This window comes from Stenotrophomonas sp. Y-13, from assembly GCF_046267925.1.
GTDB classification, from domain to species: Bacteria; Pseudomonadota; Gammaproteobacteria; order Xanthomonadales; family Xanthomonadaceae; genus Stenotrophomonas; species Stenotrophomonas acidaminiphila_A.
The window spans coordinates 1,685,746-1,710,850 of the sequence record NZ_CP176501.1; the positions used below are offsets into that span (position 1 = coordinate 1,685,746).

Below are 25,105 nucleotides of genomic sequence, written 5' to 3' on the forward strand. Positions count from 1 at the left end.
TGGCAGCAGCCCCCTCGGGCAGTATCAGGGGGCGTCCGGGGCGACGTAGCCGGCGGGCTTTTCCGCGCCGCCGCCGAACAGGAACTTGACCAGCTCTTCCTCCAGGAACGCGCGGTGCTTCGGGTCGCGTGGCGACAGCCGGTTCTCGTTGATCAGCATGGTCTGGTGCGCCAGCCACGCCGCCCAGGCCTGCTTGCCGACGTTGGCGAAGATGCGCTGGCCCAGTTCGCCGGGGTAGGGCACGAAGTCCAGGCCTTCGGTTTCGCGTTGTTCGTACTGGCAGAAGACGGAGCGTGGCATGCGGGGTTCCTGTCGGTGGAGCGGGCCGCCTCAGTGGCGGTCGAGCAGCTTGCGGATGGGCGCCGGCAGCCCCAGCGAGGGCAGCTCGGCGCGGGCGACCCAGCGCAGGTCGGCATTGTCGCCCACGCGCGGGCGCAGGGCGACCCTGCGCAGGTGCAGCGGCTGCAGGTGCAGCCGGTAGTGGCTGAAGGTATGGACGATCAGCGGCAGCTCGTCGGCGGCGTCGTAGTCGCCGTCGATGTGGCTGGCGAACCAGGCGCGCAGCGCGGCATCGGTGTCGGCCTGCGGCAGCGTCCACAACGAGGCCCAGATGCCGGTGGGCGGCCGCTTGCACAACAGGATGCGGCCCTGGCTGTCCTCCAGCAGCAGCGCGCTGGCCTCGCGCTCGGGCAACACCTTGCCGGGCTTTGGCGTCGGCAGTGAATCCACCTGTCCCTGGGCATGTGCCGCGCAGCCATCCCGCACCGGGCACAGGCTGCAGGCGGGGTTGGCGCGGCTGCACAGGGTGGCGCCGAAGTCCATCTGCGCCTGGGTCCAGTCGGCCATGCGTCCCGGCGGCACCTGCGCCACGTGCTGCGCGGCCAGTACCCACAACTGCTTTTCGACGGCGGGCAGGCCGGGGTGGCCGGCGATGCCGTGGTAACGGGTGAGCACGCGTTTGACGTTGCCGTCGAGGATGGGAAACGGGTCGTTCCAGGCCTGGCTGAGGATGGCGCCGGCGGTGCTGCGGCCGATGCCGGGCAGCGCCAGCAGCGCTTGCGGATCGCGCGGCAGGTCGCCGCCATGCAGCTCCACGCAGCGCCGGGCCGCGGCGTGCAGGTTGCGGGCGCGGGCGTAGTAGCCCAGCCCGGCCCAGTGCGCCATCACCGCGTCGTCGTCCGCCGCCGCGAGCTCGGGCAGGGACGGGAACGACTGCACGAAGCGCTGGAAATACGGGATGACCGTGGCCACCTGGGTCTGCTGCAGCATGATTTCCGACAGCCACACCCGGTAGGGCGTGCGCGGATGCTGCCAGGGCAGGTCATGGCGGCCGTGGCGGTCGAACCAGTCGAGCAGGCGCGGGGAAAAGGCATCGGTGGACGGGCGCATGCGCGCACCCGCACCCGTGCCGGGAGTTGCATCGGTGGCGCCGGCCACGATGCCCGACGCCGCTCCTGCGCGGGCCATCAGTTGCCCAGCGCCTCCGGCAGCAGTGCATCGACGAAGGCTTCCGGGTCGAATACGCGCAGGTCTTCCGGGCGCTCGCCGATGCCGGCGAAGCGGATCGGAATGCCGAACTCGCGCGCCAGCGCGAACACCACGCCACCCTTGGCGGTGCCGTCGAGCTTGGTCACCACCAGCCCGGTGACGCCGGCGGCGGCGTGGAACTGGCGCAACTGGTTCAGCGCGTTCTGGCCGGTGGTGCCGTCGATCACCATCAGCACCTCATGCGGCGCGCTGGGGTCGATCTTGCCCAGTACGCGGCGGATCTTGCTCAGCTCGTTCATCAGCCCGGCCTGGGTGTGCAGGCGGCCGGCGGTGTCGGCGATCAGCACGCTGGTGCCGCGGGCCTTGCCGGCCTGCAGTGCGTCGAACGCCACCGATGCCGCGTCGGCGTTCTGGCCCTGGGCGATCACCGCCACGCCGTTGCGCTCGCCCCACACCTGCAACTGCGCTACCGCGGCGGCGCGGAAGGTATCGCCGGCGGCCAGCATCAGGCTGTGGCCCTCGTCCTTGAAGCGCTTGGCCAGCTTGCCGATGGTGGTGGTCTTGCCAACGCCGTTGACGCCCACGGTGAGGATCACGAACGGCCTGGCGTCGCGGTCGATGACCAGTGGCCGGGCCACGGGCTGCAGCAGCGCGATCAGGTCGGCGCGCAGCGCGGCGAGCAGCGCGTTGGCGTCGGCGAACTCGCGCGATTTCATGCGCCGGCGCAGGTCTTCGACCAGCGCGGTGGTGGCCGGCACGCCGACGTCGGCGGTCAGCAGCGCGGTCTCGATCTCGTCGAGCAGGTCGTCGTCCAGCCGCGGGTTGCGCGAGAACAGGCCGCCAAAGCTGCGGGCGAAGGCGCTGTTGCGCAGGCGGTCACGCCAGCCGGGCTTGCCCGCCGGGGCGGCCGGGGCGGCGTTGGCCGGGATCAGGCCCGCGTCGGTGGCATCCACGGCCGTCGTCGCTGCAGCGGTCCCGGCCGCCGCGGAGGGTGCGGTGCTGTCAGCGACAGGCGCGGGCGCGGTGATGGCGGGCGCGGGCGCAACGGGGTCCAGGGCCGGCGCCGGGTCAGCGGCGGGCGCCGCGTCGGCGGGGTCGGCCGCCGGCGCGGGCTGTTCGGCCGGCGCGGGCAGGGCGGAGGCCAGCTCCTCGGCGCTGAATTGCGGGGGCTTGCCGACCGCGGGGGCGTCCTGCGGCTTCTTGCGACGGAAAAAACTGAGCATGGATGAGAAAAACCGGGGCAGGGCCACATGCTACCACCGGCGCTGGCGGCGGCCGGTCCGCAGCGGCGGAAAACGGGCTAAAGTCGGCGCCTGGCAGGCCGATGACAAGGCATGAACGCGATTCCCTCGATTGCCGCCTCCGGCATGCGCGTGGCCGTGATGGGCGTGCGCGTGGCGGCGCAGAACATCGCCGTGCAACCGGTGCAGCCGGTGGGGCCGCGGCAGGTGCTGGCGGTGCAGACCCTTGCCGGTGGCGGCGCCAGCGCGCGGGTGTCCGCGGGCGAGGGGGCGCCGGACCTGGCCGCCGACCTGCTGGCGGCCAGGACCTATGAAGTGGCCTTTGCCGCCAACGCGGTGGTGATCCGGCGCAACAGCGAAATGCTGGGGACGCTGTTCGACGCGTTCGCCTGACCACCCGGCTTGCGCCGCGTGGGGTGGCGCGGCCGGCGTCACGCCCGCGGGCAGGGCGCGGATGGACGCCCTGCCACGACCGGCCCCCTCCGCCGCGGAGGGGGCGCCTGGCCTCAGGCCGACAGTTCCAGCAGCAGCTTGTTGAGCCGGCGCACGTAAGCGGCCGGGTCCTTCAGGCCGTCGCCGGCGGCCAGTGCGGCCTGGTCGAACAGCACCCGCGCCAGATCGTTGAAGCGGTCCATGTCCGGCTCGGCGTCCAGCTTCTCGATCAGCGGGTGCGCCGGGTTGAACTCGAACACCGGCCTGCTCTCGGGCACCTTCTGCCCGCTGGCTTCCAGGATCTGCCGCATCTGCAGGCCCAGGTCCTGCTCGCCGATGGCCAGGATCGCCGGCGAATCGGTCAGGCGGTGGGAGACGCGCACCTCGGCCACGTCCTCGCCCAGCGCGGTCTTGATGCGCGTGGCCAGCCCTTCCTTGGCCTTGGCGGCTTCCTCCTGCGCCTTCTTCTCTTCCTCCGAGTCCAGCGTGCCCAGGTCCAGGTCACCACGGGCCACGTCCACGAACGACTTGCCGTCGAATTCGTGCAGGTAGTTCATCAGCCACTCGTCGATGCGGTCGGTCATCAACAGCACCTCGATGCCCTTCTTGCGGAACACCTCCAGGTGCGGACTGTCCTTGACCTGCAGGTAGCTCTCGCCGGTGAGGTAGTAGATCTTGTCCTGGCCCTGGACCATGCGGCCGACGTAGTCGGCCAGCGCCACGTCCTGCGCGCCGTCGCTGCCATGGGTGGAGGCGAAGCGCAGCAGCCCGGCGATCTTCTCGCGGTTGTTGAAGTCCTCGGCGGGGCCTTCCTTCAGCACCTGGCCGAATTCCTTCCAGAAGCGCTGGTAATCGGCGGGAGCGTCCTTGGCCAGCTTCTCCAGCATGTCCAGTGCGCGCCTGGTCAGCGCCGACTTCATCGAGTCGATCACCGGCCCGGACTGCAGGATCTCGCGCGAAACGTTCAGCGGCAGGTCGCTGGAGTCGACCACGCCCTTGATGAAGCGCAGGTACAGCGGCAGGAACTGCTCGGCCTGGTCCATGATGAAGACGCGCTGCACGTACAGCTTCAGGCCCTTGGCGGCGTCGCGGTGGTACAGGTCGAACGGCGCGCGGCCGGGGGTGTACAGCAGCGAGGTGTATTCCAGCTTGCCCTCGACCCGGTTGTGGCTCCACGCCAGCGGGTCGGTGAAGTCATGGGCGATGTGCTTGTAGAACTCCTGGTACTCGGCGTCGCTGACCTCGGACTTGGGCCGGGTCCACAGCGCGTTGGCCTTGTTGACCGCTTCCCACTCCGCCGCCGCCGGCGCCTCGTCGCCAGTGGCCTGCTTGTGCATTTCGATCGGCAGGCCGATGTGGTCGGAGTACTTCTTGACCAGGCTGCGCAGCTTCCAGCCATCGGCGAAGCCTTCCTCGCCGTCCTTCAGGTGCAGCACTATGCGGGTGCCGCGCTCGGGCTTGTCGATGGTGGCGACCTCGAACTCGCCTTCGCCGCGCGAGGACCAGTGCACGCCCTCGCTGGCCGGCAGCCCGGCGCGGCGGCTGTAGACGTCGACCTGGTCGGCGACGATGAAGGCCGAATAGAAACCTACGCCGAACTGGCCGATCAGGTTGGCGTCCTTCTTCTGGTCGCCGGACAGGTTCTTCAGGAAGTCGGCGGTGCCCGACTTGGCGATGGTGCCCAGGTGCGCCACGGCTTCGTCGCGGCTCAGGCCGATGCCGTTGTCGTCGATGGTCAGGGTGCGCGCGGCCGGGTCGGCCTCGATGCGGATGCGCAGCGCGCCGTCGCCTTCCAGCAGCTCCGGCCGGGTCAACGCCTCGAAACGCAGCTTGTCGGCGGCATCGGCGGCATTGGAGACCAGCTCGCGCAGGAAGATTTCCTTGTTCGAGTACAGCGAGTGGATCATCAGGTGCAGCAGCTGCTTCACCTCGGTCTGGAAACCGCGGGTTTCCTTGTGGGCTTCGGCGGTCATCGTCGGGTTCGCTCCATGGTTGCCTGGCCGCGCGCGGGCGGCCGATGGCCTCACGGATGTGGGCCGGGCGGCGGATTTCAAGTCCGCGGGCGCGGGAAGAGGGCGGGTTCGGCTTATCATGCGGGCCCGTTTCCGCCGCCATTCGCATGCCCCGTTCCCCGCGATCTCCCGCTCCGGCCTCCCGCCGTCCCGCGCATGGCGGGGACGGGCAGGTGCGCATCATCGGCGGCCGCTGGCGCAATACGCGGCTGCAGGTGCCGTCGCTGGACGGCCTGCGCCCGACCAGCGACCGCGTGCGCGAAACCCTGTTCAACTGGCTGATGCCCAAACTGCCCGGTGCGCGCGTACTGGACCTGTTCGCCGGCAGCGGCGCGCTGGGGCTCGAGGCGGTGTCGCGCGGGGCCGCTTCGGCGCAGCTGGTGGAACGCGACCCGGCGCTGGCCGCGGCGCTGCGCGGCGTGGTCGAGCGGCTGGGCGCCGCTGCGCAGGTGCAGGTCGCCGCCGGCGATGCGCTGCGCTGGCTGGAAACCGCCGCGCCGATGCAGGCCGACATCGTGTTCATGGATCCGCCGTTCGCCGCCGGCCTGTGGGCGCAGGTGTTCGAGCGGCTGCCGCGGCACCTGGCCGCGGATGCGTGGCTGTACGTGGAGGCGCCCGCGGCCGCGGCGCCGCTTCCGCCCGCGGGCTGGCGCCTGCACCGCGAGGGCGCCACCCGCGATGTCGGCTATGCCCTGTACGTTCGCACCGCTGCTACACTCCGCGGTGACCTGAACGCGACTCCGTCCGCATGACCCCGTCCAACCCGCGCATTGCCGTCTATCCGGGCACGTTCGACCCGATCACCAATGGTCACATCGACCTGGTGCACCGGGCCGCGCCGCTGTTCGAGAAGATCGTGGTCGGCGTGGCGCAGAGCCCGTCCAAGGGGCCGACGCTGCCGCTGGCGCTGCGCGTGGAGCTGGCGCGCGAGGCGCTGGCCCGCCATGACAACGTCGAGGTGGTCGGTTTCGACACCCTGCTGGCGCATTTCGTGCGCTCGGTGCATGCCGGGGTGCTGCTGCGCGGCCTGCGCGCGGTGTCCGATTTCGAATATGAATTCCAGATGGCGAGCATGAACCGCCACCTGATCCCGGAGGTCGAGACCCTGTTCCTGACCCCGTCCGAACAGCACAGCTTCATTTCTTCCTCGCTGGTGCGCGAAATCGCCCGGCTGGGAGGCGACGTGTCCGGTTTCGTGCCGGCCACGGTGCTCGAAGCGCTGCGCAGGGCCCGCGAATCCCGCGCTGGCGCCTGACCCATCCCAACAGCCGTAACGAATCCAATAGAGGGAGACGATCCATGAAGAACACGATGCGCGTGATGCTGGCCGCTTCGCTGGTGCTGGGCTTCACCGCCTGCAAGAAGGAAGAGGCCGCACCGGCCGCCGAGGCGCAGCAGGCGCTGGTGGCCCCGGCCAAGGACGACGATGCCGGCTGGCGCAAGTACCTGCAGGCCGTGGCCGTGCAGAACATGGGCAACATCACCAACAACCCGTACCTGTACTACCTGGTGCCGGAGTCCGACCCGGAGTTCGCCGCCAAGTACGAGCGCCAGGTCGAAAGCGCCACCGCCGCCATCGGCCGCGGCGTGTCCCCGGGCAACATGCTGGCCTTCGGTTCGTCGGCCTCGTCGAAGATGGCCGACCTGATCGAGACCGCGTTCAAGGGCGTGCAGGCCGATTCCATGAAGGGCGTGCGCGTGGTGTACATCGGCGATGCCGCCGACAACGCCCGCGTGCAGACCATCGTGCAGCCGACCGGCGCCGATTACATCTTCGTTGAAGCCAAGTGACCCGTGCCCGGCCGGGCATGCCTTGCGCATGTCCGGCCGCTGCCGGCCCGGAAGCGGGCCGCATCGAGCCGGTGGCGCCGCGCGCCGCCGGCCTGCCGCCGGCAGGCGCGGGCATGGAGCCGTTCCATGTCTCTGAAAATCAATGAGCTCTGCGTCAACTGCGACGTCTGCGAGCCAGCCTGCCCGAACAAGGCCATTTCGATGGGCGAGACGATCTACGTGATCGATCCGGCCCGTTGCACCGAATGCGTCGGCCATTTCGATGAGCCGCAATGCGTGGTGGTGTGTCCGGTCGAATGCATCGACCCGGATCCGGACATTCCCGAAACCCACGACCAGCTGCTGGCCAAGCTGCATGCGCTGCAGCGCGACCACCCCGAACTGTACGAACCGGAGACCCCCTCGGCATGAAACGTTTCGCGCGTTCCTTCCTGTTGTTTGCGCTGGTGCTGGCACCGGCGGCGTGGGCGGCACCGACGCCGCCGCAGGCGCTGGCCGCGCACCCCGACGGCGCGGCGATCGCCAGCGGCCACGAACTGGCGACCAAGGCCGGCATGGAGATCCTGGCCAAGGGCGGCAATGCGTTCGACGCCGCGGTGGCGGTGTCATCCACGCTGGCGGTGGTCGAGCCGATCAGTTCCGGCCTGGGCGGCGGTGGCTTGTTCATGCTGCACGACGCGCGCACCGGCAAGGACGTGATGCTCGACGCGCGCGAGACCTCGCCGGCGTCGGCCACGCCGGAGCGCTTCCTGGACGGCAACGGCGAGCTGGACCGCGACCGCTCGGTCAACGGCCCGTGGTCGGCCGGCATCCCCGGTTTGCCGGCGCTGCTGGTGCAGGTCGCGCGCGAACACGGCCGGCTGCCGCTGTCCGAATCGCTGGCACCGGCGATCCGCGTGGCCAGCGAAGGCTTCCCGGTGTACGCGCGCATGGCGCGTGGCTATGCCGCGCGGCGCGAGGTGATGGAGCGCTATCCCGGCACCCGTGAGGTGTACCTGCGCAACGGTCGTCCCATCGCCGAGGGCGACATCTTCAAGCAGCCGGAACTGGCGCATACCCTGCGGCTGCTGGCCGCCAGGGGCTTCGATGGCTTCTACCGCGGCGAGACCGCGAACAAGCTGCTGGCCGGGGTGAAGAAGGCCGGCGGCCAATGGACCGCCGCCGAGCTGGCCGGCTACACGGTCAAGGCGCGCGAACCGATCGTGTTCGACTACCGCGGCTGGAAGATCACCACCGCACCGCCGCCGTCCTCCGGGGGCATCGCGCTGGCGTCGATGCTGCAGATCCTGGAAGGCTGGGACCTGGCCGCCCTGGACGAGGCGCACCGCACCCACCTGGTGGTCGAGGCCATGCGCCGCGCCTACCGCGACCGCACCTTCTTCCTCGGCGACCCGGATTTCGTGCAGATCCCGCAGAAGGTGCTCACCAGCCGCGACTACGCCCAGGGCCTGCGCGCCACCATCCACCCGGACAAGGCCACCCCGAGCGACCTGCTGTCGGGCAACCCGACCCCGCTGGAGGATGACGAGACCACCCATTTCTCGATCATCGACAGCGAAGGCAACCGCGTCGGCGGCACCCAGACGGTCAACCTGCTGTACGGCTCGGGCTTCATCCCGGCCGGCACCGGCGTGCTGCTGAACAACGAGATGGACGATTTCGCGCTCAAGCCGGGTACGCCCAACGCGTTCGGCGTGATGGGCTACGAGGCCAACGCGCCGAAGCCGGGCAAGCGCATGCTCAGTTCGATGACGCCGACCTTCATGGAGAACGGCGAGAAGGTGATCGTGATCGGCACCCCGGGCGGCAGCCGCATCATCACCATGGTGCTGCTGGGCATCCTCGGCTACGACGCCGGGCTGGACGCGCAGCAGGTCGCCGCGCTGCCGCGCTACCACCACCAGTGGCTGCCGGACGAGATCTCGGCCGAGAGCGGCGCGTTCACCCCGGACGTGGCGCGGCAGCTGCAGGCCATGGGCCACAAGGTCGACCTGCCCGGCGACAGCGCCGACGGCGGGCGTGGTTCCAGCCACGTGTGGGGCAACCTGCAGACGGTGGAATGGAACCGCCGCAGCAACACCCTCAGCGGTGGCAGCGACCCGCGCAACCCGGTCGGCAGCGCCGAGGTGCGCAGGATGGGCAAGGGCGACTGAGCCGCCCACGCATCCGGATGCCACACCGAACCCCGCCGCATGGCGGGGTTCCGCGTTTTCGGGGCCGCCGCGCGCTCAGCGCTCGAGGTTGCGCAGCACGCTGGCCAGCCCGCGTACCGCCGCTTCCAGTTCGTCCGGCGCATGCGCGGCGAAACCCATCAGGAAGCCGGCCTGGTCCGCTTCCCCTGCGTAAAGCCCGCCCAGCCCCAGCAGGTCGATGCCCGCACGCCGTGCGGCGTCCACGGCGCGGGCCTCGGCGATGTCGCGGGTGAGCAGGCAGGGCATCTGCATGCCGCCGGCCGGCACCCGTGGCTGCAGGTAACCGCCCAGATGGCGCCGTACCAGCCGCGCCAGCAGGTCGCGCCGCTCGCCGTAGAGCTGGCGCATGGCGCGCACGTGGGCGCCGAAATGGCCGCCTTCGATGAAGCGCGCCAGGGTCAGCTGCGGAACCGGTGCGCTGTGCCCGTCCAGCAGCGTGCGCGCCACGGTCATCGGTTCCACCAGCGCCGGCGGCAGCAGCATGTAGCCGATGCGCAGGCCCGGGAACAGCGACTTGGTGAAGGTGCCGATGTAGATCGTGCGCTCGTGCGGGTCCAGTCCCTGCACGCAGGCGGTGGGTTTGCCGGCGTAGTGGAACTCGCTGTCGTAGTCGTCCTCGATGATCCAGGCGCCGTGCCGCCGCGCCCACTCGATCACGGCCAGGCGCCGGTCCAGCGCCAGCGTGGCGCCGGTCGGGAACTGGTGCGAGGGGGTCAGGAACACCGCCCGCGCCGGCGCCGCGTCGTGCAGCCGTTCCACGCGCATGCCGTCGGCGTCCACCGGCACCGGCACGCAGTCCAGGCCGGCGGCCTCGAACGCGCGCCGCGCGCCATGGTAGGCCGGGTCCTCGATGAACATGCGGTCGCCGGCGTCGAGCAGCACGCTGGCGCACAGCGCCAGCGCCTGTTGCGAGCTGGTCAGCACCAGCACGCGCCCGGGCGTGGCGCGGGCGCCGCGTTCGAGGTTGACGTAGTCGGCGATGGCCTGGCGCAACGCTTCCATGCCCTGCGGCGGACTGTGCAGCAGGGCGGCGCTGCCGTGTTGCCTGAGCACCTGCCGTTGCAGCCGCTCCCAGGTCTGCAGCGGGAAATGGCGGGTCTCGGGCAGGCCGGGCGCGAACGCGCGCGGGGCAAGGAAGTCGCGCACCCCGCCGTCGCGGAACAACGCCGCGCCACGCCGGCTCAGCGCGGCGGCCAGCGGTGCCGGGCCGGCCCGGCGCGCCGCGCTGCGCCGCCGCCGCATGCGCTCTGACACGAAGCTGCCGCTGCCCACGCGGCGTTCGATGAAACCCTCGGCATGCAACTGGCCATAGGCGGCCTCCACCGTGTCGCGGGAAACCCCGAGCGAGTGGGCCAGCGCGCGCGACGCCGGCAATGGCCGGCCCACGTCGATCGCGCCCTCGAGGATCAGCTGGCGCAGGGCACGCTGGATGCGTGCGTGCAGCGGCAGGCCGGCATGCGCCGGGTCGACCAGCCAGGCCTTTACCGATTCGAGCTGGGCATGACGGAACAATTGGCAGGTATCAAGCGATAAAAGTGGATGGGTAAATCAGTCCATTGCGCGGCTATAAAACAGCCCCGGGATCGCCCCGTCAACTGTCTGGAGCCCGCATCCGCCCATGCCATCGGTCCCTGTTCCCGCGCTGCGCCTGCGCGACCTGCCGCACCCGGTCCTGGCCGGGCTGGTGTCGGTCATCGTCAATTACGGCGGCACCTTCATTCTGGTGTTCCAGGCGGCCAAGGTGGCCGGCCTCGGGCCGCAGCTGACCGCCTCATGGGTCTGGTCGGTGTCCATCGGCGTGGGCCTGACCGGGCTGCTGCTGAGCTGGCGCTACCGTGCGCCGGTCATCACCGCGTGGTCGACGCCGGCCGCCGCGTTCCTGGTTACCGCGCTGGCGACCACGCCGTGGGCCGAAGCGGTCGGGGCGTTCGTGCTGTCGGCGGCGGGTTTCGTCGTGCTCGGCCTGTCCGGGCGGTTTGAACGGGTGATCCGGCGGGTGCCGCCGGGCGTGGCCGCCGGCCTGCTGGCGGGCATCCTGCTGCAGTTCGGGATCAAGGCGTTCGCGGGGCTGGACGTCGACCCGCTGTTGGCCGGGGCGCTGATCCTGGCCTACGTGGTGCTCCGGCGGGTGAGCGCGCGCTATGCGGTGGTCGGCATCCTGCTGGCGGGGCTGGGCCTGCTGCTGGTGCAGGGGCGCCTCGACCTGCACGGGCTGGAGCTGCGCCTGGCCGCGCCGGTATTCACGATGCCGGTGTTCACGGTCAATGCGCTGCTGGGCGTGGCGCTGCCGCTGTTCCTGATCACCCTGACCGGGCAGTACATGCCGGGCATGCTGGTGCTGCGCAACGACGGCTTCCGCACACCCGCCGATCCCATCGTCACCGCGACCGGGCTCGGCTCGCTGCTGATGGCGCCGTTCGGTTCCCATGCCTTCAACATCGCCGCGATCACGGCGGCGATCTGCACCGGACCCGAGGCGCACGAGGATCCGTCCCGGCGCTGGATCGCCGGCATCGCCGCCGGTGTGTTCTACATCCTCGTCGGTGTGTTCGGGGTAACCCTGGCGGCGGTGTTCCTGGCGCTGCCGGCGACCTTCATCACCACACTGGCGGGGCTGGCCCTGCTGGGCACCCTGGGCGGCAGCCTGGCCACGGCGGTAGCCGATGCGCGCACCCGCGAAGCGGCGCTGATCACCTTCCTGGCGGCGGCCGCCAACATCACCGTGTTCGGTATCGGCGGCGCATTCTGGGGGCTGGTGATCGGCTTGCTGGCGCACCTGCTGCTCAACGGCCGGCTGTCGGACGGGCGCCCGGCATCGGTCACCGACGCCGGAGCAACCCGTCCATGAACCCGGCCACCCCGACTTCGCACGACCGCCATGGCCGCTACCCGCAGGCGCTCACGGTCGATGATGTCCGCCGCAACCTGGCCGCGGTGCAGGCGCGCATCGCCGCCGCCTGCCAGCGTGCCGGCCGCGACCCGGCCAGCGTGCGCCTGCTGCCGGTGAGCAAGACCAAGCCAGAGGCGAGCCTGCGCCTGGCCTACGCCGCGGGCTGCCGCCTGCTGGGCGAGAACAAGGTGCAGGAGGCGCACCACAAGTGGGAGGCGATGCAGGACCTGGGCGACCTGCGCTGGTCGGTGATCGGCCACCTGCAGACCAACAAGGCCAAGCTGGTCGCGCGTTTCGCCAGCGAGTTCCAGGCACTGGACAGCCTGCGCCTGGCGCAGACCCTGGACCACCGCCTGCAGGTGGAAGGCCGCCGGCTGGACGTGTTCGTGCAGGTCAACACCTCCGGCGAGGACAGCAAGTACGGGCTGGCGCCGGCCGACGTGGCTGGTTTCATCGCCGCATTGCCGCGCTTCACGCATCTGCGCGTGCGCGGGCTGATGACCCTGGCGCTGTTCTCCGAGGACGCGGCGCGGGTGCGCGCGTGCTTCGTGCGCCTGCGCGAACTGCGCGACCGCCTGCGCCCGCAGGCGCCGGACGGCATCGGCCTGGACGAGCTGTCGATGGGCATGTCCGGCGACTTCGAGATCGCCATCGAGGAAGGCGCCACGGTGGTGCGCGTCGGCCAGGCCATCTTCGGCGCGCGCGATACGCCCGACAACCATTACTGGCCGGCCGCCGGCCCGTGAGCCACACGTTTGCCAATCCCCGCCGGGCCTACCGGCCCGGCCCCGATCCACACCCAGGAGTCGCCCCCATGCATGACCCATCGTCGCGCCTTGCCGATTTCGATCCCGAACTGGCCGCGGCCATCCACGCCGAGGAATGCCGGCAGGAGGACCATGTCGAACTGATCGCCTCGGAGAACTACGCCAGCCCGCGGGTGCGCGCGGTGCAGGATTCGGTGTTCACCAACAAGTACGCCGAGGGCTATCCCGGGCGCCGCTACTACAGCGGCTGCGGCAACGTGGATGTGGCCGAGCGCCTGGCGATCGAACGCGCGCGGCAGCTGTTCGGCTGCGACTACGCCAACGTGCAGCCGCATGCCGGGGCGCAGGCCAACGCCGCGGTGTTCCTGGCCCTGGCCAGCCCGGGCGATACGGTGATGGGCATGAACCTGGCGCAGGGCGGGCACCTGACCCATGGCAATCCGTCCAACTTCTCCGGCCGGCATTACCGCATCGTGGCGTACGGGGTGGATCCGCAGACCGGGCTGGTCGACTACGACGCGATGGAGCGCATCGCGCTGGAGACGCGGCCGCGGCTGCTGATCGGTGGCTTCTCGGCCTACTCGCGGCACAAGGACTGGGCGCGCATGCGGGCCATCGCCGACCGCGTCGGCGCCTTGTTCTGGGTGGACATGGCGCACGTGGCCGGGCTGGTCGCGGCGGGCGAGTATCCGGACCCGCTGCCGCATGCGCACGTGGTCACCAGCACCACGCACAAGACCCTGCGCGGCCCGCGTGGCGGCCTGATCCTGGCCCATGGGCAGGGTGCCGATTTCTACCGCAAGCTCGACTCGGCGGTGTTTCCCGGGGTGCAGGGCGGCCCGCTGATGCACGTGATCGCGGCCAAGGCGGTGGCCTTCAAGGAGGCCCTGCGGCCGGAGTTCAGGGCCTACCAGCGGCAGGTACTGGCCAACGCGCGGGCGATGGCGGCGGCGATCCAGCAGCGCGGCTACCGGATCGTGTCCGGTGGTACCGACAACCACCTGATGCTGATCGACCTGCGCGACCGCCGCTATACCGGCAAGGACGCCGACGCGGCACTGGACGCGGCCGGCATCACCGCCAACAAGAACACGGTGCCGGGCGATCCGCGCCCGCCGTCGGTCACATCGGGCCTGCGCATCGGCACCCCGGCGCTGACCACGCGCGGCTTCGGCGTGGCCGAATGCACGCAGCTGGCCGGCTGGCTGTGCGACGTGCTCGACGCGCTGGGCGAGGGCACGCAGGCCCGGGTCGGCGCGCGCGTCCGCGAGCAGGTGGTGGCCTTGTGCCGGGCGCACCCGGTGTATCGCTGAGCCGCCCGCGGGGGCCCCGGGAAGCGGCCTCCGCGGGTGGCGCGCGGGCGCGCCCCGCCTTGCGAATATTTAACGCGGCGGCGGTAGAATTTTTCATATGAAACTATGGTCGATCCGTGGCAACAGCCAGAAGCTGGACGGTGGCGCGATGTTCGGCAACGCGCCCAAGGCCGTGTGGGAAAAATGGTCGCCGGCCGATGACCTGAACCGCATCGAGCTGGCCTGCCGCGCGTTGCTGGCCAGCCCGCTGGGGGGCAAGACGGTGCTGTTCGAAACCGGCATCGGCGCGTTCTTCGAGCCGAAGCTGCGCGAACGCTATGGCGTGCAGGAACCGCGGCATGTCCTGATCGACTCGCTGCGCGAAGCCGGCTTCGAGCACGAGGACATCGACGTGGTGGTGCTCAGCCACCTGCATTTCGACCACGCCGGTGGCCTGCTGGCGCCCTGGTCGGAAGGCCGCGCGCCGGAACTGCTGTTCCCCAACGCGACCTTCGTGGTCGGTGCCACCCATTGGGAGCGGGCGCGGTACCCGCATCCGCGCGACCGTGCCAGTTTCATCCCGGAACTGCCGGGGCTGCTGGAAGCCAGCGGACGCCTGGAGATCGTCTCCGGCGCACATTCGCAGGCGCTGGGCGAGTCGGTGCGTTTCAGCTTCAGCGACGGGCATACGCCGGGGCTGATGCTGGCCGAAATCGTCGGCCCCGAGCGCATCGACGGCCAGCCGCATGGCGGCCTGGTGTTCTGTGCGGACCTGATCCCGGGCCGCTCCTGGGTGCACGTGCCGATCACCATGGGCTACGACCGCAACGCGGAACTGCTGATCGACGAGAAGCGCGCCTTCCTCGAGGACAAGCTCGCCCGCAACGTGCACCTGTTCTTCACCCACGACCCGCAGTGCGCGATGGCGCAGGTGACGCGCGACGAGAAGGGCCGGTTCGGCGTCGCCCACGAAGTCGCCGAACTGCGCGCGCGTTCGCTGGCCGCATGAAGAAGTGACTTCCGGCACCCCGCACGGGTGACTGCCGGCTCCTGCCGGCCGCGGGCGCATCGCGGACACTGGTCCCGTCTTCCAACGCGGGATCTGGCATGAAGAACAACGAGACGACGGTTTTCCAGAGCGGAACTTCCCGAAAGGGCTCGCCGTGCGCCATGCACAGGCGCTCTTTCCTGCGGAGGGTGTTCGCCCTGGCGCTGGCGTCGCTGGCCCTTGCCCAGCACGCCTTCGCCGCGCCCAGCGCCAAGGTGCCGCTGCAGGTGTCGCCCGGACGCGCCACCACGCTGGCCATCTGGGAACCGGCGCAGGCGCGCGGCGTGGTGTTGTTCTCCAGCGGGCATGGCGCCTGGCCGGAGCGCTACGAGCGCCTGCTGCAGACCTGGGCCGATGCCGGCTTCGTGGTGCTGGCGCCGCTGCACGTGGATTCGGTCCGGTATCCGGAACGGGAAAAGTTCTCGCTGCAGCAGGGCTTCGGCGAGCGCCTGGCCGACATGCGCGCGACCAGCGCCTATGCGCGTGCGCGTTGGCCGGGCCTGCCGGTGGCGGCGGCCGGGCACAGTCTTGGCACGCTGATCTCGGCGGTGCAGGGCGGGGCCCTGGCCGGGCTCGGGCCGCTGCGCGATCCCGGAGTGGTGGCGGTGCTGGGCTACTCCTCGCCGGGCCGGATCCCGGGGCTGATCGGGCCCGATGCCTATGCGACGCTGGCGGTTCCGCTGCTGCTGGTAACCGGTGACGAGGACCTCGTGCCGGGTTTCGTCACCGACCCGGCCGACCACCTGTACCCGGTGCAGACCGTGCCGGCCGGCGACAGGCAGGCGGTGGTACTGGCCGGCGGCGGGCACAACCTCATCGGCGGCGAGCCGGAAGCGCTGTTCGAGCGCGCCCGGCAACTGGGTACCGCCTTCCTGCAGGCCGAACTGCTGGGCGACCCGCGGGCGCGGCAACTGCTCGAGGCGCCGGCCGCGGCGGGCGAACAGCGGATACGTCGCTGACGCGCGCCGGTGCCGGGGCGTCGACGACGGGCGACGATCCGCCGACCCCCATCCGTCGTCAGTGGCTGCGCAGGCAGTCGCTCATGAAGGTCTTGCGGGCATCCCCGCTCAGGTGTTTGGCCGAGGCATCGGCATTGCACCGGGTCATGCGCTGCTGCGGGGTCACCGCCGCCGTGGCGGCGGCGGGATGGCCGCTGAGGCAGGTGCGCTGGGCATCCTTGTAGGCATCGCCCTTGAGGCCCTTGTTCTTGGCCGCGCATTCGGCCATGCGCTGTTGTTGCGGGGTGGGCGTGCCGGCGCCGGCCACGAACGGCACGGCGGTGGCCAACAGCAGGCAGGCAAGCAGGGCGGGACGGTACATGGCGCGGCTCCGGGGTGGGTGACGGGCGCAAGCATCCGCCCGCCGGGGAGCAAGCCGTCGTGAAGCCGCGATGTAGTTTTTTTAATGCACCCGGGTGCCGAAAATGCGGTCGCCCGCATCGCCCAGGCCGGGCAGGATGTAGCCCTTGTCGTTGAGCCGCTCGTCGATGGCCGCGGTGTAGATCTCCACGTCCGGGTGGGCCGCTTCGACCGCGCGCAGGCCTTCGGGCGCGGCCACCAGGAAAATGCCCTTGATGCGGCGGGCGCCGGCGCGCTTGAGCATGTCGATGGTGGCGATGAGGGTGCCGCCGGTGGCCAGCATCGGGTCCAGAATCAGCGCGTCGCGTTCCTCCAGGCGCCCGGTGAGGCGCTCGAAGTAGGGCACCGGCTGCAGGGTTTCCTCGTCGCGCTGCAGGCCGACCACGCTGACGCGCGCGGCCGGGATCAGTGACAGCACGCCGTTGAGCATGCCCAGCCCGGCGCGCAGGATCGGCACCAGGGTGATCTTGGCGCCGGCGATGCGCTGCACCGTGACCGGGCCGGCCCAGCCGTCCATCGTGCAGGGCTCGGTTTCCAGGTCGGCGGTGGCCTCGTAGGCGAGCAGGCTGCCCAGCTCGTCGGTCAGCTCGCGGAACTCCTTGGTGCTGAGCGAGGCCTGGCGCATCAGGCCGATCTTGTGCTGGACCAGCGGGTGGCGTACTTCGACGATCTTCATGGTCGGGCGTGCAAAGAGGGAGGCCATCATTCTGCCGGATCGCCGGGCCGAACCCCAAGCCGGGCCGGGGAAACCGCACGCGTGTCACGGCCATGCAATTTTACGGACATACCGTGCAGACCCATTCTTAACAGGAATGGGGCTCACCAGTGCATATCAAGACTCCGTTGGCCGTTGCCATCACCCTGACCCTGGCGATGGGCGCCACGGCACCCCGGCAGGCGGCCGCACAGCCGGCGCTCGCCGCTGCCGGCACCGCGACGGCCGACGCGATCGACCTGGACCGCGTCGAAGTGCGCGCCCAGCTCGAATCGCAGGTCCGCGCGGTCGATCTCAAGCGCAGCAGCGATGCCATCGAGGACGCGGTGTCCTCCGATGCCCTGGGCCAGTACCCGGACAAGAACGTGGCCGAATCGCTGCAGCGCCTGCCCGGCGTCAGCGTGACCCGCGACCAGGGCGAGGGCCGATTCGTGGTCATCCGTGGCCTGGATGCCAACCTCAACAGCGTCAGCGTGGATGGCATCGCCGTGGGTACCCCGGAAGATTCCAGCCGCGCGGCGCCGCTGGACGTGATTCCCTCCGACTCCACCGAGCGCCTGCGCGTGGTCAAGTCGCCGACCCCGGACATGCCCGGTGATGCCATCGGTGGCGCCGTGCTGGTGGAATCGGCGTCGGCCTTCGACCGTGACGGTCGCAGCCTGCGCGGCAAGATCGAGGGCAGCCACCAGCAGCTGTCCGGCCAGACCAGTCCCAAGGCCGCCTTCAACTACAGCGAGGTGTTCAACGATACCTTCGGCGTGGCACTGGGCGTGAACTACCAGAAGCGGAAGTTCGAGTCGGACAACACCGAAGTGGAGTACGACGGCGAGGACGATGCCGCCCCCGGTGACGTGACTGCGATCAACCTGCAGCACCGCAAGTACGAGATCGAGCGCAAGCGCATCGGTGCCAACCTCAACCTCGACTGGCGCCCGGACGAGGACAACAGGTACTACCTGCGCACGCTGTACAGCCAGTTCGACGATGCCGAGACCCGGCAGCGCGTGATCTTCAACTTCGACGACGCGGACATGGTCAGCACCGGTGCCGACCAGTACCGCCTGGACGACATGCCGGGCGATGCCATCGACAAGCGCATGCGCTACCGCACCAAGAAGGAGAACACCTTCGCGGCCAGCCTGGGTGGCGAGAACCGGCTGACCAACGCGGTGGTCGATTACAAGGTCGGCTATACCCGTACCGAAGAGCGGGTGAACGATGAAATGGAGGTGCGTTTCAAGCTGGATGGCGCCGATTTCAACGGCACGCTGGACCAGCGCGGCCGCCTGCCGGCCTACAGCTTCGACAACCCGCAGTGGCTGGACAACGGCAACTACGCCTTCGATCGTTTCGTGATCTCGCCCAAGCAGGTCAACGACAAGGAGCACAGCGCACAGGTCAACGTGCGCTTCGATGGCGACAGCAGCGCCATCAAATTCGGCCTGCTGGGCCGCTGGCGCGACCGCGATGTGAATGTCGATGAGCGCGAGCTGCGCGTCGGCCCAAAGGTGGCGCTGTCGGACTGGACCACCGGCTCGCCCGACCACCGCCACAGCAACATGGGCGATGGCATGGATTCGGATGCGATGCGCGACTACTGGGCGGCCAACGGCGGCCAGTACGGCGCCCGCCCGCAGGATGTGGGCGACAACGCGATGACCTCGCTGGAAGAGGACTACGTGGCCAGCGAGGACATCTTCGCCAGCTACGCCATGGGTACCTGGGACATGGGCGCGCTGCGCATCATCGGCGGCGTGCGCGTGGAGAACACCCGCTTCAGGGCGGTCGGCAACCAGGTCGACGTGGCGGCCAACGGCCGCAGCTTCACCGTCACCCCGCGCGTGGCCAGCAGCAGCTACACCAACGTGCTGCCGGGCCTGCACCTGCGCTACGACGCGGCCGATGACTGGGTGCTGCGCGCCTCGGCCAACAAGACCGTCTCGCGCCCGTCCTTCGGCGACATTTCCCCGCGCGTGGGTTACAGCCGCGGCGACGAGGAAGTGCGCCTGGGCAACCCGGAACTGGATCCGTACGAGTCGAACAACATCGACCTGTCGGTGGAGAAATACATCGGCAGCACCGGCATCGTTTCGCTCGGCCTGTTCCACAAGTCGATCGATGGCTACATCGTGGAAACCGTGCGCAGCAACGATCCGGCCCATGGCGGCTTCGACGTGACCCAGCCGATCAACGGCGACAAAGCCACCGTGCGGGGCGCTGAGTTCAACTGGCAGCAGCAACTGGCGTTCCTGCCGGCAGGCCTGGATGGCCTGCTGGTCGGTGCCAGTGGCACCTGGCTGGACACCAAATTCGATGCCGGCATCAAGGATCGCGAGGGCGAGGACTTCACCCTGCCGCGCGCCTCCAAGCATGTCTACAGCGCGCACATCGGCTATGAAAAATACGGTGTAAGCACGCGCCTGGCGGCGGTGTACCGCAGCCAATACCTGGACAGCATCGGCAAGGGCGGTGCCTTCGATATCTACGTGGCGCCGCATACCCAGCTCGACTTCTCGCTGGACTACCGGTTCAGCCCGCGGGTGAGCATGTACTTCGAAGCGCAGAACCTGCTGGACAAGCCGCTGGAGCTGTACCAGGGCGCGCGTTCGCGCACGCTGCAGATGGAAGAGTACGGCCGTACCTATGCGCTGGGCCTGAAGGTGGCACTGTGATGGGGCGTAGCGTCATTGTCCTGGCCGCCGCGCTGGCGGCCACGCTGGTCGCCGGCTGTACGCCGGCCACCGGCAACGATCCGGTCGCGGGAGCGGTCGCGCCGGCCGCCAGCGGCGAGCGCGTGGTGACCACCATCGCCGAAGCCTTCCTGTCACCGATGACGCCGGCCGACAACATCGATTCGCCCGCGGCCTGGCGCGCGCCGGATGGCCGGCTGTGGCTGATCGCTACCGCCAAGGCCACCGACAAGCTGGTGGTCTACGACGGCAGCACCGGGCAGCACCTGCGTGACGTCGGCAGCAGCGGCACCGCACCGGGGCAGTTCGACCGCCCAAACGGCATCGCGGTGACCGACGACCTGCTGTGGATCGTGGAGCGCGACAATCACCGCGTGCAGGTGCTGGGCCTGCCGGACTTCACGCCGCTGGCGACGTTCGCTGCGGACGACCTGCGCAAGCCGTACGGGCTGTGGGTGGACCGCCGCGCCGATGGCTACAGCGTCTACGTCACCGACTCCTGGGACAACGGCGAGGATGCGCAGGGGCGTGACATCCTGCCGCCGCTGGCTGAGCTGGACAAGCGCGTGCGCCAGTATCAGGTGACCCGCAATGGTGAGAAGGTCGACGCGAAGCTGGTGGCCAGTATCGGCGATACCACCGAGGCGGGAGCGCTGCGCGTGGTCGAGTCGATCTGGGGCGACCCCGGGAACGACCGCCTGCTGATTGCCGAAGAGGACGAGAGCTACGCCAGCGAGTTCAAGGTCTACACCCTGGCCGGACGCTTCACCGGCACCACCTTCGGCCGCGACGTGTTCAAGGCCCAGGCCGAAGGCGTGACCCTGCGCACCTGCGGCAAGGACGGCTGGTGGATCACCACCGAGCAGGGCAAGCAACGCAGCGTGTTCCACTTGTTCGACCGGCACACGCTGAAGCCGGTCGGCGCGTTCCAGGGCAACACCGTGGCCAACACCGATGGCATCTGGATGATGCAGCAGCCCAGCGCGCGCTTCCCGCACGGTGCGTTGTATGCGGTGCATGACGACCAGGGCGTGGTGGCCTTCGACTGGGAGAGCATCGCCAGGCAGCTCGCGCTGCCGCTGGAGTGTGGCGCATGAGCGGGCAGTGTGTGATGCGTACGGTGGCGCTGGGCCTGCTGCTGGCGCTGCCGTCGCTGTCGTTCGCGGCGGCCGAACCGAATACCCAGGTGCCGGAGGGTAGCCGCCACTATGCAGCGACATCGGTGCCGGACCGTATCGTCGCCTCGCCCTCGGCGGATCCCAGTCACGGTTTTGCGGTGGCCTGGCGTACCGATGGCAGCGTGCAGGCGCCACTGCTGGAGATCGCGCTGGCCGCAGATTCGCCGGCCATCGAGGGCATCCGCCAGGTGCGTGCGACGACGCGCGCACTACAGACCGAGAACGGGCTGTCGCACCACCATCGTGCCGACATCGGTGGCCTGCAGCCGGACACCCTGTACGTCTACCGCGTGCAGGGCAATGGCAGCTGGAGCGCCTGGAACCAGCTGCGCACGCTGGCCGGCGCCGACCAGCCGCTGACCCTGCTGTACTTCGGTGATACCCAGAACAAGAACGTCAGCCATGTCAGCCGCGTGGTGCGTGCCGCGCAGAAGGCTGCGCCGCAGGCGCGCATGAGCCTGTTCGCCGGTGATCTGGTCAGCGGCGGCGACAACATGGACGACAGCGAATGGGGCGAGTGGTTTGCCGCCACCGGCTGGTTGGCGCAGGAAACGCTGGTGGCCCCGGCGATCGGCAACCATGAGTACTTCGAGGAATTCGAGGACACCCCGCAGGAGCGGCGCGTGCTGGGCCGGCACTGGCCAGTGACCTTCGCGCTGCCGGGCAATGGCGCCACCGCCGCACGGCAGACCAGCTACTGGTTCGATGCACAGGGCGCGCGCGTGGCCGTGGTCGATGGTACCTCGGCACTCGACCTCGGCACGGCCACGGCGCAGGCGCAGTGGCTGGACCAGGTGCTGGCCGGCAACCCGCAGCCGTGGACCATCGTGCTGCTGCACCAGCCGTTCTACTCGCCGCGCGAGGGGCGCGAGAACACCGCGCTTCGCGAGGTGCTGTTGCCGGTGGTGCATCGCCACAAGGTGGACCTGGTGCTGCAGGGCCATGACCACACCTATGGCCGCCGTGGCGAAGGGCAGGCGGCAACGCCGCAGTACGTGGTGTCCGTGACCGGGCCGAAGCAGTACCGGCTCTCCGACGAAGCGCGCAGGACCATGGCCCCGGTGGCCGAGGACACCCAGCTGTTCCAGGTGCTGGACATCGACCCCCGGCGCCTCCGCTACGAAGCGCGCACCGTGACCGGGCGCCTGTACGACGCTTTCGAGCTGCGCCGCGATGCCGAGGGGCGCAAGGAACTCCGGGAGCTTGTCGAAGGGCGCATCGCCCCCCGCGACTGCCCGCGCGCGCAGACCGCCAAGGGCCGCGCCGACCGCTGCTGGGAATGAGGACGCACCGATGACCAGACACCGCCGCATCGTTCCGCTGGCCGCCATCGGCGCGTCCCTGCTGCTGGCCAGCGCAGCGGCCGCCACCGATGCCGTGCTGCATCCGTTCCTGGCCGCACAGCCGGCGCAGGCCCCGCAGGAGGCCAACCTGGCGGTGGAGATCCCGGCCGGCAGCTTCACCAAGTACGAGATCAAGGAAGACGGCCTGGTCCACGTGGATCGCTTCCAGTCGATGCCGGTGGCCTATCCGGCCAACTACGGCTCGATGCCGCGCACGCTGGCCGGTGACAACGATCCGCTAGATGCGCTGGTGCTGACCCGCGAGCCGCTGCATCCCGGCGTGATCGTGCGCTTCCGGCCGATCGGTTACCTGAAGATGATTGATGGCGGCGAGCACGACGAGAAGATCATCGGCGTGCCAACCGACAAGGTCGACCCGACCTACGCCAGCATCCGCGACCTGGCGGATCTGCCGGAGGTCGAGCGCCAGCGCATCGAGGCGTTCTTCCGGGTCTACAAGGACCTGCCGACCGGTCGCAACCCGGTGCAGCTCAACGGCTGGGGCAACGCCGCCGACGCCCGGGTGCTGATCAGCGAGGCGATGCAGCGTTACGGCAGATAGACCCCGCAGGCGCGGCTGGCCGGCCCGTCCGCCTTGCCGGACACCGCTGGATGCCCGCGAAATAGCGCTTCCAGCGCTCGGATACTTCCAGTGTGTCGATGTCGACGGCGCTGGTGCTGGCGACGGCGACGGCGATGGGGGCGGCGGGGGCAGCGGGGGCGGCATAGGGATCGTGGTTCACGCTGGACTCCGGTTCGGGGGAAAGGGGCGGATGCATCGCCCATACGGGAGCAATCACGGAACCGGCGCCGTTTGCGTCATTTATTTCGCGCTGGCTGCCGGGGGGGCTTCGCCGGGTTGGCTGGGGCCTGCGCGGGTCGGGAACGGGCGCACGGCCGCGCGGCGAACGGCGTCGGCTTTCCGTGTTCGGGCGGGTGTGGCTGCCGCCCGCGCTGCCTATACTTGGCCCGGCCCGCCCACACCGCAGTGGCGCGGCGCAACCACCAGGGAGGAACGACATGCGCGCAGGCAGGATCAGGATCGTGACAGGGACAGCGCTGCTGCTGGCGGCCATGGCGGGGAGCGCGCTGGCGCAGCAGCCACCGCTGGAGGAGGAGCAGGTCAATCCTTCCGAGGTCGTGTTCGAGAACGGCCGCCCGTACGTGTACGCCGACGGCGCGATGCAGGCGCTGCGCACGCGCCGGCAGGACGGGGAGACCATTTACTACCGCATGGTCCGCTACGACCCGCAGGAAGGCTATGTGACCGGTGGCGACGGCGCGGCCGTGGCGAGCGCCGCCGTGCAGCCGTTCGCGGCGCCGCGGACACCGCTGCGTTACCACGGCGCCGGCCATCTGTACCGCCCGGATTTCTACAACAGCCCGTACAACCGCGATGCGCGCCAGCGCTACTCCGGCCCCGGTTACTTCGGCAGCTGCAGCCGCTACGACGGCTGCAGGGAAGTGCAGGTGGTGCCGCTGTGGCCCTACGGCCGCGGCAACTGATGCCAATTGGCGCAGGCAACAACGGCGGCCATCGGCCGCCGTTTCCGTTTCCGTCCCGCGACGCGTGCGCGGCTCAGGCGCTGAGCGCCTCCAGCACACGCAGCTCGGGCACTTCCAGGCCGCGCTGGCAGTACGCCGGCTCGCGCTCGACCAGGTGCTTGGCGTTGGGGCACTGCAGCAGCATGTAGTTGGCGTCGAGGTTGAGCTTTTCCACCAGGAAGTCGACGAAGGCGCGCACCTTGGGCGAGACCATGCCGCCGCCGGCGAACACCGCGCTGAAGTCGTAGTCCGGGCCGGTCCACCCGGCCAGTACCCGGCGCAGCATGCCCGACTCGATGAATGGCTTGGCCATCACGTCGCTGCTGAGCATCAGCCCTTCGCCACCGACCAGCATCGAATTCAACGCGGCGGTGTCGTTGGCCACCATCAGCGGATTGACCGGGAACTCGCGCATCTGCCCGCCATCTTCGGCCAACGACCAGACGAAACGGTTGTTCTGGCCCTGCTGGTGCTTGCGCAGCGCCAGCGTGCGGTGATGCTGCAGTTCGTCCGGATGCCGCGGTTCGCCGTGGCGCCGGAGGTAGGCGGGGCTGGCGAATACCTGGGTGCGCAGGCTGCCGAGCTTGCGCGCGATCAGGTTGGAGTCGGGCAGCGGGCCGACGCGCAGCGCCAGGTCGGTCTCGCCGGAGATCAGGTCGAGCATCTCGTTGCCCAGGTGCATGTCCACGCGGATTTCCGGGTACTGCGCCTGGAACTGGCCGAGCAGGGGGGCGATCCAGTTGACCCCGACCGCGTACGGCACGGTGAAGCGCAGCCAGCCGCGCGGCCCGGACTGCAACTGGCTGACCGCGCTCTGCGCCTGTTCCAGCTCGCGCGCGATGCGCTGGCAGTGTTCGTAGTAGACCGTGCCGGCCTCGGTCAGGCCGAGGCGGCGCGTGGTCCGGTGCAGCAGGCGCGCGCCGAGCCGCTCTTCCAGCTCCTGCACCTTGCGGCTGACGGTGGTCTTGGGTTGCCCCAACAGGCGCGCGGCGGCGGTGAAGCTGCCCTGTTCGACCACCTTGACGAAGATCAGGGTGTCGTTGAGATCGTGGGCCATGGGGTGGGCTCCTGCGGCAACGGGATTGTGCCGGCGACGGGACGATTATTCCCTTCAATCCGTACT

General features: G+C 69.8%; 24 protein-coding genes. 16 read left to right on the plus strand and 8 right to left on the minus strand.

Features of this window, described 5'->3' with window-relative positions; translation table 11 throughout:
- Window positions 1–24 precede the first annotated feature (24 nt).
- The 3 genes from ACJ7VY_RS07645 to ftsY form a co-directional block, all read right to left on the minus strand.
- A complete protein-coding gene (locus ACJ7VY_RS07645) occupies window positions 25–300 on the minus strand; it encodes an oxidative damage protection protein (protein ID WP_161615142.1) in 276 nt (91 codons plus the stop codon).
- Between the two features lie 30 nt (window positions 301–330).
- Window positions 331–1,389, minus strand: a complete 1,059-nt coding sequence (gene mutY, locus ACJ7VY_RS07650; protein WP_409476713.1) for an A/G-specific adenine glycosylase — start codon at window positions 1,387–1,389, stop codon at window positions 331–333.
- A 77-nt stretch (window positions 1,390–1,466) separates the two neighbouring features.
- Window positions 1,467–2,711: a signal recognition particle-docking protein FtsY gene (gene ftsY, locus ACJ7VY_RS07655; protein ID WP_104938684.1), complete on the minus strand. Its 1,245-nt coding sequence runs from the start codon at window positions 2,709–2,711 to the stop codon at window positions 1,467–1,469.
- Window positions 2,712–2,822: 111 nt separating this feature from the next.
- On the opposite strand from ftsY, the gene ACJ7VY_RS07660 reads away from it, so the two are divergent.
- The gene (locus ACJ7VY_RS07660) at window positions 2,823–3,122 is read left to right on the plus strand and encodes a hypothetical protein (protein ID WP_104938685.1); all 300 of its coding nucleotides are present in this window, start codon (window positions 2,823–2,825) and stop codon (window positions 3,120–3,122) included.
- Window positions 3,123–3,235: 113 nt separating this feature from the next.
- Here the strand turns inward: ACJ7VY_RS07660 and htpG are convergent, their stop codons facing one another.
- Entirely contained in the window at window positions 3,236–5,134 is a 1,899-nt protein-coding gene (htpG, locus tag ACJ7VY_RS07665) for a molecular chaperone HtpG (RefSeq protein ID WP_161614348.1), read from the minus strand.
- Window positions 5,135–5,280: 146 nt separating this feature from the next.
- On the opposite strand from htpG, the gene rsmD reads away from it, so the two are divergent.
- The 5 genes from rsmD to ggt all read left to right on the plus strand — a co-directional run bounded on the left by rsmD (window position 5,281) and on the right by ggt (window position 9,117).
- Entirely contained in the window at window positions 5,281–5,925 is a 645-nt protein-coding gene (gene rsmD / locus ACJ7VY_RS07670; protein ID WP_313255560.1) for a 16S rRNA (guanine(966)-N(2))-methyltransferase RsmD, read from the plus strand.
- A complete protein-coding gene (gene coaD, locus ACJ7VY_RS07675) occupies window positions 5,922–6,428 on the plus strand; it encodes a pantetheine-phosphate adenylyltransferase (RefSeq protein WP_104938688.1) in 507 nt (168 codons plus the stop codon). Before rsmD ends, coaD begins: the two co-directional genes overlap by 4 nt.
- 44 nt (window positions 6,429–6,472) lie before the next feature.
- On the plus strand, window positions 6,473–6,964 hold the full coding sequence (locus ACJ7VY_RS07680) for a hypothetical protein (RefSeq protein WP_104938689.1): 492 nt from the start codon (window positions 6,473–6,475) through the stop codon (window positions 6,962–6,964).
- A 126-nt stretch (window positions 6,965–7,090) separates the two neighbouring features.
- On the plus strand, window positions 7,091–7,375 hold the full coding sequence (locus ACJ7VY_RS07685; RefSeq protein ID WP_104938690.1) for a YfhL family 4Fe-4S dicluster ferredoxin: 285 nt from the start codon (window positions 7,091–7,093) through the stop codon (window positions 7,373–7,375).
- Entirely contained in the window at window positions 7,372–9,117 is a 1,746-nt protein-coding gene (gene ggt, locus ACJ7VY_RS07690; RefSeq protein ID WP_313255558.1) for a gamma-glutamyltransferase, read from the plus strand. Before ACJ7VY_RS07685 ends, ggt begins: the two co-directional genes overlap by 4 nt.
- 75 nt (window positions 9,118–9,192) lie before the next feature.
- Here ggt and ACJ7VY_RS07695 read toward each other — a convergent pair whose 3' ends face one another.
- Window positions 9,193–10,668 (minus strand): PLP-dependent aminotransferase family protein, encoded by a 1,476-nt coding sequence (locus ACJ7VY_RS07695; RefSeq protein ID WP_409476714.1) that lies wholly within the window; start codon window positions 10,666–10,668, stop codon window positions 9,193–9,195.
- Between the two features lie 106 nt (window positions 10,669–10,774).
- Here ACJ7VY_RS07695 and ACJ7VY_RS07700 point away from each other — a divergent pair, with 106 nt between their 5' ends.
- The 5 genes from ACJ7VY_RS07700 (at window position 10,775) to ACJ7VY_RS07720 (ending at window position 16,112) form a co-directional block, all read left to right on the plus strand.
- Window positions 10,775–12,004, plus strand: coding sequence for a benzoate/H(+) symporter BenE family transporter (locus ACJ7VY_RS07700; protein WP_409476715.1), 1,230 nt, complete (start codon window positions 10,775–10,777; stop codon window positions 12,002–12,004).
- Window positions 12,001–12,792 (plus strand): YggS family pyridoxal phosphate-dependent enzyme, encoded by a 792-nt coding sequence (locus tag ACJ7VY_RS07705; RefSeq protein WP_409476716.1) that lies wholly within the window; start codon window positions 12,001–12,003, stop codon window positions 12,790–12,792. The genes ACJ7VY_RS07700 and ACJ7VY_RS07705 overlap by 4 nt, the downstream gene beginning before the upstream one ends.
- Window positions 12,793–12,860: 68 nt before the next feature.
- On the plus strand, window positions 12,861–14,126 hold the full coding sequence (gene glyA, locus ACJ7VY_RS07710) for a serine hydroxymethyltransferase (RefSeq protein WP_313255552.1): 1,266 nt from the start codon (window positions 12,861–12,863) through the stop codon (window positions 14,124–14,126).
- Between the two features lie 97 nt (window positions 14,127–14,223).
- Window positions 14,224–15,114 carry an MBL fold metallo-hydrolase gene (locus ACJ7VY_RS07715; protein ID WP_313255550.1) on the plus strand — a complete coding sequence of 297 codons (891 nt, stop codon included), beginning with the start codon at window positions 14,224–14,226 and terminating at the stop codon, window positions 15,112–15,114.
- A 161-nt stretch (window positions 15,115–15,275) separates the two neighbouring features.
- A complete protein-coding gene (locus ACJ7VY_RS07720; protein WP_313255548.1) occupies window positions 15,276–16,112 on the plus strand; it encodes a serine aminopeptidase domain-containing protein in 837 nt (278 codons plus the stop codon).
- A 58-nt stretch (window positions 16,113–16,170) separates the two neighbouring features.
- Here ACJ7VY_RS07720 and ACJ7VY_RS07725 read toward each other — a convergent pair whose 3' ends face one another.
- Window positions 16,171–16,458: a PsiF family protein gene (locus ACJ7VY_RS07725; protein WP_409476795.1), complete on the minus strand. Its 288-nt coding sequence runs from the start codon at window positions 16,456–16,458 to the stop codon at window positions 16,171–16,173.
- Window positions 16,459–16,554: 96 nt separating this feature from the next.
- Window positions 16,555–17,187: a uracil phosphoribosyltransferase gene (gene upp / locus ACJ7VY_RS07730; protein WP_104938697.1), complete on the minus strand. Its 633-nt coding sequence runs from the start codon at window positions 17,185–17,187 to the stop codon at window positions 16,555–16,557.
- 197 nt (window positions 17,188–17,384) lie between these two features.
- Here upp and ACJ7VY_RS07735 point away from each other — a divergent pair, with 197 nt between their 5' ends.
- From ACJ7VY_RS07735 to ACJ7VY_RS07755, 5 genes are all read left to right on the plus strand, one after another.
- Window positions 17,385–19,898 carry a TonB-dependent receptor gene (locus ACJ7VY_RS07735; RefSeq protein WP_409476796.1) on the plus strand — a complete coding sequence of 838 codons (2,514 nt, stop codon included), beginning with the start codon at window positions 17,385–17,387 and terminating at the stop codon, window positions 19,896–19,898.
- Window positions 19,898–21,013, plus strand: coding sequence for a phytase (locus ACJ7VY_RS07740; RefSeq protein ID WP_313255544.1), 1,116 nt, complete (start codon window positions 19,898–19,900; stop codon window positions 21,011–21,013). Before ACJ7VY_RS07735 ends, ACJ7VY_RS07740 begins: the two co-directional genes overlap by 1 nt.
- A gap of 14 nt (window positions 21,014–21,027) precedes the next feature.
- Entirely contained in the window at window positions 21,028–22,377 is a 1,350-nt protein-coding gene (locus ACJ7VY_RS07745) for a metallophosphoesterase family protein (RefSeq protein WP_313255642.1), read from the plus strand.
- 10 nt (window positions 22,378–22,387) lie between these two features.
- The gene (locus tag ACJ7VY_RS07750; protein ID WP_313255542.1) at window positions 22,388–22,999 is read left to right on the plus strand and encodes an inorganic diphosphatase; all 612 of its coding nucleotides are present in this window, start codon (window positions 22,388–22,390) and stop codon (window positions 22,997–22,999) included.
- Window positions 23,000–23,457: 458 nt separating this feature from the next.
- Window positions 23,458–23,943: a hypothetical protein gene (locus ACJ7VY_RS07755; protein ID WP_409476717.1), complete on the plus strand. Its 486-nt coding sequence runs from the start codon at window positions 23,458–23,460 to the stop codon at window positions 23,941–23,943.
- Window positions 23,944–24,016: 73 nt separating this feature from the next.
- Here the strand turns inward: ACJ7VY_RS07755 and ACJ7VY_RS07760 are convergent, their stop codons facing one another.
- Entirely contained in the window at window positions 24,017–25,039 is a 1,023-nt protein-coding gene (locus ACJ7VY_RS07760) for a LysR family transcriptional regulator (protein WP_409476718.1), read from the minus strand.
- Between the last annotated feature and the right edge of the window lie 66 nt (window positions 25,040–25,105).

Coding starts and splice junctions, on each gene's coding strand:
- ACJ7VY_RS07740 (WP_313255544.1), top strand. CDS start 19,898: ATGGGGCGTAGCGTCATTGTCCTGGCCGCCGCGCTGGCGGCCACGCTG.
- ACJ7VY_RS07645 (WP_161615142.1), bottom strand. CDS start 300: ATGCCACGCTCCGTCTTCTGCCAGTACGAACAACGCGAAACCGAAGGC.
- ACJ7VY_RS07715 (WP_313255550.1), top strand. CDS start 14,224: ATGAAACTATGGTCGATCCGTGGCAACAGCCAGAAGCTGGACGGTGGC.
- rsmD (WP_313255560.1), top strand. CDS start 5,281: ATGCCCCGTTCCCCGCGATCTCCCGCTCCGGCCTCCCGCCGTCCCGCG.
- ACJ7VY_RS07720 (WP_313255548.1), top strand. CDS start 15,276: ATGCACAGGCGCTCTTTCCTGCGGAGGGTGTTCGCCCTGGCGCTGGCG.
- ACJ7VY_RS07660 (WP_104938685.1), top strand. CDS start 2,823: ATGAACGCGATTCCCTCGATTGCCGCCTCCGGCATGCGCGTGGCCGTG.
- ACJ7VY_RS07760 (WP_409476718.1), bottom strand. CDS start 25,039: ATGGCCCACGATCTCAACGACACCCTGATCTTCGTCAAGGTGGTCGAA.
- ACJ7VY_RS07705 (WP_409476716.1), top strand. CDS start 12,001: ATGAACCCGGCCACCCCGACTTCGCACGACCGCCATGGCCGCTACCCG.
- ACJ7VY_RS07685 (WP_104938690.1), top strand. CDS start 7,091: ATGTCTCTGAAAATCAATGAGCTCTGCGTCAACTGCGACGTCTGCGAG.
- coaD (WP_104938688.1), top strand. CDS start 5,922: ATGACCCCGTCCAACCCGCGCATTGCCGTCTATCCGGGCACGTTCGAC.
- glyA (WP_313255552.1), top strand. CDS start 12,861: ATGCATGACCCATCGTCGCGCCTTGCCGATTTCGATCCCGAACTGGCC.
- ACJ7VY_RS07680 (WP_104938689.1), top strand. CDS start 6,473: ATGAAGAACACGATGCGCGTGATGCTGGCCGCTTCGCTGGTGCTGGGC.
- ftsY (WP_104938684.1), bottom strand. CDS start 2,711: ATGCTCAGTTTTTTCCGTCGCAAGAAGCCGCAGGACGCCCCCGCGGTC.
- htpG (WP_161614348.1), bottom strand. CDS start 5,134: ATGACCGCCGAAGCCCACAAGGAAACCCGCGGTTTCCAGACCGAGGTG.
- mutY (WP_409476713.1), bottom strand. CDS start 1,389: ATGCGCCCGTCCACCGATGCCTTTTCCCCGCGCCTGCTCGACTGGTTC.
- ACJ7VY_RS07700 (WP_409476715.1), top strand. CDS start 10,775: ATGCCATCGGTCCCTGTTCCCGCGCTGCGCCTGCGCGACCTGCCGCAC.
- ACJ7VY_RS07745 (WP_313255642.1), top strand. CDS start 21,028: ATGCGTACGGTGGCGCTGGGCCTGCTGCTGGCGCTGCCGTCGCTGTCG.
- ACJ7VY_RS07755 (WP_409476717.1), top strand. CDS start 23,458: ATGCGCGCAGGCAGGATCAGGATCGTGACAGGGACAGCGCTGCTGCTG.
- upp (WP_104938697.1), bottom strand. CDS start 17,187: ATGAAGATCGTCGAAGTACGCCACCCGCTGGTCCAGCACAAGATCGGC.
- ggt (WP_313255558.1), top strand. CDS start 7,372: ATGAAACGTTTCGCGCGTTCCTTCCTGTTGTTTGCGCTGGTGCTGGCA.
- ACJ7VY_RS07750 (WP_313255542.1), top strand. CDS start 22,388: ATGACCAGACACCGCCGCATCGTTCCGCTGGCCGCCATCGGCGCGTCC.
- ACJ7VY_RS07735 (WP_409476796.1), top strand. CDS start 17,385: ATGGGCGCCACGGCACCCCGGCAGGCGGCCGCACAGCCGGCGCTCGCC.